Origin of the sequence: Streptococcus pseudopneumoniae (assembly GCF_001072315.1) — a bacterium.
Classification (GTDB): Bacteria; Bacillota; Bacilli; order Lactobacillales; family Streptococcaceae; genus Streptococcus; species Streptococcus pseudopneumoniae_R.
Genome location: NZ_JVLI01000143.1, coordinates 1 through 5,937, shown reverse-complemented (window position 1 = coordinate 5,937; position 5,937 = coordinate 1). Strand labels below are relative to the sequence as shown.

Annotated in this window: 6 protein-coding genes; 4 read left to right on the top strand and 2 right to left on the bottom strand. The window is 42.8% G+C overall.

Annotated elements, in window-relative coordinates:
- The first annotated feature begins 356 nt into the window (after positions 1-356).
- The gene (locus ADH54_RS07585; RefSeq protein ID WP_049524639.1) at positions 357-2,579 is read left to right on the top strand and encodes a RelA/SpoT family protein; all 2,223 of its coding nucleotides are present in this window, start codon (positions 357-359) and stop codon (positions 2,577-2,579) included.
- A 29-nt stretch (positions 2,580-2,608) separates the two neighbouring features.
- A complete protein-coding gene (dtd, locus tag ADH54_RS07580) occupies positions 2,609-3,052 on the top strand; it encodes a D-aminoacyl-tRNA deacylase (protein ID WP_000691400.1) in 444 nt (147 codons plus the stop codon).
- Between the two features lie 38 nt (positions 3,053-3,090).
- Here dtd and ADH54_RS11440 read toward each other — a convergent pair whose 3' ends face one another.
- The gene (locus ADH54_RS11440; protein ID WP_080980821.1) at positions 3,091-3,504 is read right to left on the bottom strand and encodes a hypothetical protein; all 414 of its coding nucleotides are present in this window, start codon (positions 3,502-3,504) and stop codon (positions 3,091-3,093) included.
- A gap of 163 nt (positions 3,505-3,667) precedes the next feature.
- On the bottom strand, positions 3,668-4,318 hold the full coding sequence (locus ADH54_RS07565) for a metal-dependent transcriptional regulator (RefSeq protein WP_049524638.1): 651 nt from the start codon (positions 4,316-4,318) through the stop codon (positions 3,668-3,670).
- Between the two features lie 111 nt (positions 4,319-4,429).
- Here ADH54_RS07565 and ADH54_RS07560 point away from each other — a divergent pair, with 111 nt between their 5' ends.
- Both ADH54_RS07560 and ADH54_RS07555 read left to right on the top strand, forming a co-directional pair.
- Positions 4,430-5,272: a metallophosphoesterase family protein gene (locus ADH54_RS07560; RefSeq protein WP_049524637.1), complete on the top strand. Its 843-nt coding sequence runs from the start codon at positions 4,430-4,432 to the stop codon at positions 5,270-5,272.
- A gap of 75 nt (positions 5,273-5,347) precedes the next feature.
- Complete coding sequence (locus ADH54_RS07555) at positions 5,348-5,785, top strand: Rrf2 family transcriptional regulator (protein ID WP_049524636.1); 438 nt, start codon at positions 5,348-5,350, stop codon at positions 5,783-5,785.
- Positions 5,786-5,937: the final 152 nt, after the last annotated feature.

Sequence of the window (5,937 nt, the reverse complement as noted above, 5' to 3'; positions counted from 1 at the left end):
AAGCAGTGCTTTGAGCAACCTGCGGCTAGTTTCCTAGTTTGCTCTTTGATTTTCATTGAGTATTAATTCCAAAATCCAGTCAAGGTACCAGTGTATGTGATACGAGTTCCACCGTTTATCTTTCGTATCTTCAATGGAATTGGGGAAATCAGAAAGTCTTTGGGTTACAATATGGTTTCCGTTCTTCTATCTCTCCTTCTATCACCTAAGTTTAAAATCTAACTTCGTAGTATATTATGGGCCAATAATTCAGAATTATCAAGCAATTTTGAATTATTTTTTTCTTATTCTGTTCCAATCTAGTTTTCATATTCTTAAAAAAGTGATAAAATGGTAGGAAGAATTGGAGAGTAGAGATGCCGAAAGAAGTGAATTTAACAGGCGAAGAAGTTGTCGCTTTAACCAAAGAATATTTAACGGAAGAGGATGTTCATTTTGTCCATAAGGCCTTGGTCTATGCTGTTGAATGCCACAGTGGTCAATATCGCAAATCAGGCGAGCCTTATATCATTCACCCTATCCAAGTGGCAGGTATTTTAGCTAAGCTAAAGCTGGATGCTGTAACAGTAGCTTGTGGATTCTTGCATGATGTGGTGGAGGATACAGATGCGACCTTGGACGATTTGGAAAGAGAGTTTGGTCCTGATGTGCGGGTGATTGTTGACGGAGTTACCAAGCTTGGCAAGGTCGAGTACAAATCGATCGAGGAGCAATTAGCGGAAAATCATCGCAAGATGCTCATGGCCATGTCTGAGGACATCCGCGTTATTTTGGTCAAACTGTCTGACCGCTTGCACAATATGCGGACCCTGAAACATCTTCGAAGAGACAAGCAGGAGCGTATTTCCAAAGAAACCATGGAAATCTATGCCCCACTTGCCCATCGTTTGGGGATTTCCAGTGTCAAATGGGAATTAGAAGACTTGTCTTTCCGTTATCTCAATCCAACGGAGTTTTACAAGATTACCCATATGATGAAGGAAAAGCGCAGGGAGCGTGAGGCCTTGGTGGATGAGGTAGTCACAAAATTAGAGGAGTATACGACAGAACGTCACTTGAAAGGGAAGATTTATGGTCGTCCCAAGCATATTTACTCAATTTTCCGCAAAATGCAGGACAAGAGAAAACGGTTTGAGGAAATCTATGATCTGATTGCTATTCGTTGTATTTTAGATACCCAAAGTGATGTTTATGCCATGCTTGGTTACGTGCATGAATTTTGGAAACCGATGCCAGGTCGCTTCAAAGACTATATTGCCAACCGCAAGGCCAATGGTTATCAGTCTATCCATACGACTGTTTATGGACCAAAAGGGCCGATTGAATTCCAGATTCGAACCAAGGAAATGCACGAGGTGGCTGAGTACGGGGTTGCGGCTCACTGGGCTTATAAGAAAGGTATAAAGGGGCAAGTTAACAGCAAGGAATCAGCTATTGGAATGAACTGGATCAAGGAGATGATGGAGCTCCAAGACCAGGCTGATGATGCTAAGGAATTTGTGGACTCTGTTAAGGAAAACTATTTGGCTGAGGAGATTTACGTTTTTACCCCAGATGGAGCTGTCCGTTCTCTTCCCAAAGATTCAGGACCGATTGATTTTGCCTACGAAATCCATACCAAGGTCGGTGAAAAAGCAACTGGTGCCAAGGTCAATGGCCGCATGGTTCCACTGACAACCAAGTTAAAGACAGGGGATCAGGTTGAAATTATCGCCAACCCGAACTCCTTTGGACCTAGCCGTGACTGGCTCAATATGGTCAAGACTAGCAAGGCGCGCAATAAGATTCGCCAGTTCTTTAAAAACCAAGATAAGGAATTGTCTGTCAACAAGGGTCGTGAGATGCTGATGGCTCAGTTCCAAGAAAATGGCTATGTGGCAAATAAATTTATGGACAAGCGCCACATGGATCAAGTTCTGCAAAAGACCAGTTACAAGACAGAAGACTCCCTCTTTGCGGCCATTGGTTTTGGGGAAATCGGTGCGATTACCGTCTTTAACCGTCTGACTGAAAAGGAACGCCGTGAGGAAGAGCGTGCCAAGGCCAAGGCTGAGGCAGAGGAGCTTGTCAAAGGTGGCGAGGTCAAGGTTGAAAATAAAGAAACTCTCAAGGTCAAGCATGAGGGGGGAGTGGTTATTGAAGGTGCTTCTGGTCTCCTAGTGCGGATTGCTAAGTGTTGTAACCCCGTGCCTGGTGACGATATTGTTGGCTACATTACCAAGGGTCGTGGTGTGGCTATTCACCGTGTGGACTGTATGAACCTGCGTGCCCAAGAAAACTACGAGCAACGTCTCCTTGATGTGGAATGGGAAGACCAGTACTCTAGCTCAAATAAGGAGTATATGGCCCATATCGATATCTACGGTCTCAACCGTACAGGACTGTTGAACGATGTACTGCAAGTTCTTTCAAATACAACCAAGAATATTTCAACGGTCAATGCCCAACCAACCAAGGATATGAAGTTTGCTAATATCCATGTGTCCTTCGGTATTGCCAACCTCTCTACACTGACCACGGTTGTCGATAAAATTAAGAGTGTGCCAGAAGTTTACTCTGTCAAACGGACCAACGGCTAGTTGTCCTAGCTCTTACTAGAAAGGCTATTATGAAAATCATTATCCAACGGGTTAAAAAAGCCCAAGTGAGTATAGAAGGCCAGATTCAGGGAAAAATCAATCAGGGACTTTTATTGCTGGTTGGTGTTGGACCAGAGGACCAAGAGGAAGATTTGGACTATGCTGTGAGAAAACTGGTCAATATGCGGATTTTTTCAGACGCAGAAGGCAAGATGAACCTGTCTGTCAAAGATATTGAAGGAGAAATCCTCTCTATTTCTCAGTTTACCCTCTTTGCGGATACTAAGAAAGGCAATCGTCCAGCCTTTACAGGGGCAGCTAAACCTGATATGGCATCAGACTTCTATGATGCTTTCAATCAAAAATTAGCGCAAGAAGTGCCCGTTCAGACAGGTATCTTTGGAGCAGATATGCAGGTTGAGCTGGTTAATAACGGACCTGTTACCATTATCCTAGATACTAAAAAGAGATAAGAAAGACCAAGCCCAGTCGGCTTGGTCTTTCTCATCGATCATAAAATACTCCAAAAAGAAATCGGTTCTTGATATGCTTGGGGGAAGTCTCTTTTCAGGCTTTGGCAGATGCGATAGGAAGGGATGAGATGTCCTAGGATGAGGAGAGTTCCCTGAAGGAAAAGTGGAATATCACTTAAAGACACCAAGGAGAGAATCATCAGGCTATCCCATAGGAGAATTTGTAAAGCAAAACGCCAGAATCTCGGTCTAATCTGGGAATAGAGTTGACTAAAGTAGTCACAAAGCTGGTTTGAAAGATAGGCCAATAGCACAGGATGAAAGAAAATGAGCCAACCGCTATAAATCAAAATCCAATCCCAAGTAAGTCCCTCTTTAAATGTCAAAAATGCTAACATGATTCCATCAATGACAAGGAGCTCAATGGTTTTGATATAGATGATTTTTTTCATGATAAGCCCTCCTTCTTTCATCTGTTAGTGATGTAATATTGTATATAATTATTATACAATATTTAGTCGAAGTGTGAAAGCGTTTACTATCTTTTTTGATATAAAAAATAGATAAGAAAACCCTGAAAATCAAACTTTCAGGGTTGGTAGGGGACTTGATAAATTAGTCGATTTTCTCGACATAGAGTTGTTTGGCAATGTCCATACCTACTTGTAAATCCTCTTCTTTACTGAGGATAGTGAAGGTATTGCTGAAGCCATCAAACTGCTTGACTTGGAGCGGATCACCGATGCGAAGTGAGTGCTTGTCCAGATAATGGAGAATGTCAAAACTATCATGCACCCGAGTCAGGCGATAGGCGCCAGCTTCCTTGATATCAGCTAGTGGTAGGTTATTGATTTCAACTAGGAGTTCTCCCTTGACAGGAATGGTTCCTCCGTGGGGGCAGGTTTTTGGGAAACCTAGCAGTTTATCCAGTCTTTCCACGAACAGGTCAGAGACAGTGTGTTCCAAGACCTCAGCTTCCTCGTGAATCTGGTCACTTGTATAGTCTAAATGATGAACTAGAAAAACTTCAATCAAGCGGTGTTTACGGTAGAGCTCAGAGACCAGTTTGAGGCCGAGGTCCGTCAGTAGATAGCCAGCTTCCTTGTCCTTAAGGATGAGATTTTCACCCTTCATCCGTTTAATCATTTCAGTTACGGCAGGGGGAGAGACTTGCATACGAGCTGCAATTTCCTTGTTGGTAATCTTATGCAAATCTATGCCAATTTCATAAATACATTTTAGATAATCTTCTTTATTCGGGGTCATTCGTTTCCTCTTGTCTAATATCTCTATCTAGTATATCAAAAAAAGCTAGATTTCTCTAGCTATGACTTTTTATGTTATACTTATTGCAAGAGAAAAAACGAGGAGATGGATATGACGAAAATAGCTCTTCTTTCAGATATTCATGGAAATACCACCGCCTTGGAGGCTGTTTTGGCAGATGCTCGGCAGCTAGGAGTGGATGAATACTGGCTTTTGGGAGATATTCTCATGCCAGGGACAGGACGTAGAAGGATTTTGGACTTGTTGGCTCAACTACCGATTACGGCTAGAGTTTTGGGAAACTGGGAAGACAGTCTTTGGCATGGTGTCCGCAAGGAATTGGATAGCACTCGTCCTAGTCAACGCTATCTCTTGCGCCAGTGCCAGTATGTTTTAGAGGAAATTTCCCTAGAAGAAATTGAAGTGCTCCACAATCAACCCCTCCAGCTTCATCGTCAGTTTGGGGATTTGACGGTGGGAATTAGCCATCATCTGCCTGATAAGAACTGGGGGAGAGAGTTGATTCATACTGGAGCGCAAGAGGATTTTGACCGCTTGGTGACCAATCCGCCTTGTGATATTGCTGTTTATGGTCATATTCACCAGCAGTTGCTTCGTTACGGGACTGGTGGGCAATTGATTGTAAATCCGGGTTCGATTGGGCAACCTTTCTTTATAGATGCCCAGCTACGGAAGGACTTGCGAGCGCAGTATATGATTTTGGAGTTTGATGACAAGGGCTTGGTAGATATGGACTTCCGACGGGTGGACTACGATGTGGCAGCTGAATTGCAGTTGGCTAAAGACCTCAAACTTCCCTATTTTGAGGTTTACTATGAAAGTCTGGTCAATGGGATCCACCATACTCATCATCAGGAATTTCTGAGAGAATTGGCCCAGAAAGAGGGTTATGATAGGGAGTTAGATGTCTGGTTGAAAGGTGGTAACGATTGACATTACAACTAAAAAGGGTATAATAAAAGAAAAAGAAGAGTAGAGGCAGGGGAGCCTCGTAAAAAGGAGAAGAGGATGAAAATTCCAAGTAGATTTACCATTGCGACTCATATGCTGATAATCATTGCCCTCAAGGGGAAGGAAAGCAAGGTGACCAGTGATTTTCTGGCTGCTAGTGTCGGGGTCAATCCTGTCATTATCAGAAAAACCTTGTCCCAGTTGAAGAAGGCAGAGCTGATTTCAGTAGCGCGTGGAACAGGGGGAACAGAGATTGTTAAGGATCTCAAAGACATTAGTCTATTAGATGTTTATCAGGCGGTTGAGTGTCTTGGTAAGACTGGTCAACTCTTCAGTTTCCATGACAATCCGAATCCAAATTGTCCAGTTGGAGCTCATATTCATGATGTTTTGGATCAAAAATTGGAGAGAATACAACTGGCTATGGAGGCTGAACTTGATCAGACTAGTCTAGAACAAGTCGTGGCCGATGCAGAGAGTCAGATGAAGGATTGAATTCTTCTTTAAAACAAGAAAAGCTTATGAGAAGGTTTTTATACTCAATGAAAATCAAAAAGCAAACTAGGAAACTAGCCGCAAGTTGCTCAAAGCACAGCTTTGAGGTTGCAGATAAAGCTGACGTGGTTTGAAGAGATTTTCGAAGAGTA

Excerpts from the sequence above, each read along its gene's own strand:
- ADH54_RS07585 (WP_049524639.1), top strand. The coding sequence starts at position 357 with ATGCCGAAAGAAGTGAATTTAACAGGCGAAGAAGTTGTCGCTTTAACC.
- dtd (WP_000691400.1), top strand. The coding sequence starts at position 2,609 with ATGAAAATCATTATCCAACGGGTTAAAAAAGCCCAAGTGAGTATAGAA.
- ADH54_RS11440 (WP_080980821.1), bottom strand. The coding sequence starts at position 3,504 with ATGAAAAAAATCATCTATATCAAAACCATTGAGCTCCTTGTCATTGAT.
- ADH54_RS07565 (WP_049524638.1), bottom strand. The coding sequence starts at position 4,318 with ATGACCCCGAATAAAGAAGATTATCTAAAATGTATTTATGAAATTGGC.
- ADH54_RS07560 (WP_049524637.1), top strand. The coding sequence starts at position 4,430 with ATGACGAAAATAGCTCTTCTTTCAGATATTCATGGAAATACCACCGCC.
- ADH54_RS07555 (WP_049524636.1), top strand. The coding sequence starts at position 5,348 with ATGAAAATTCCAAGTAGATTTACCATTGCGACTCATATGCTGATAATC.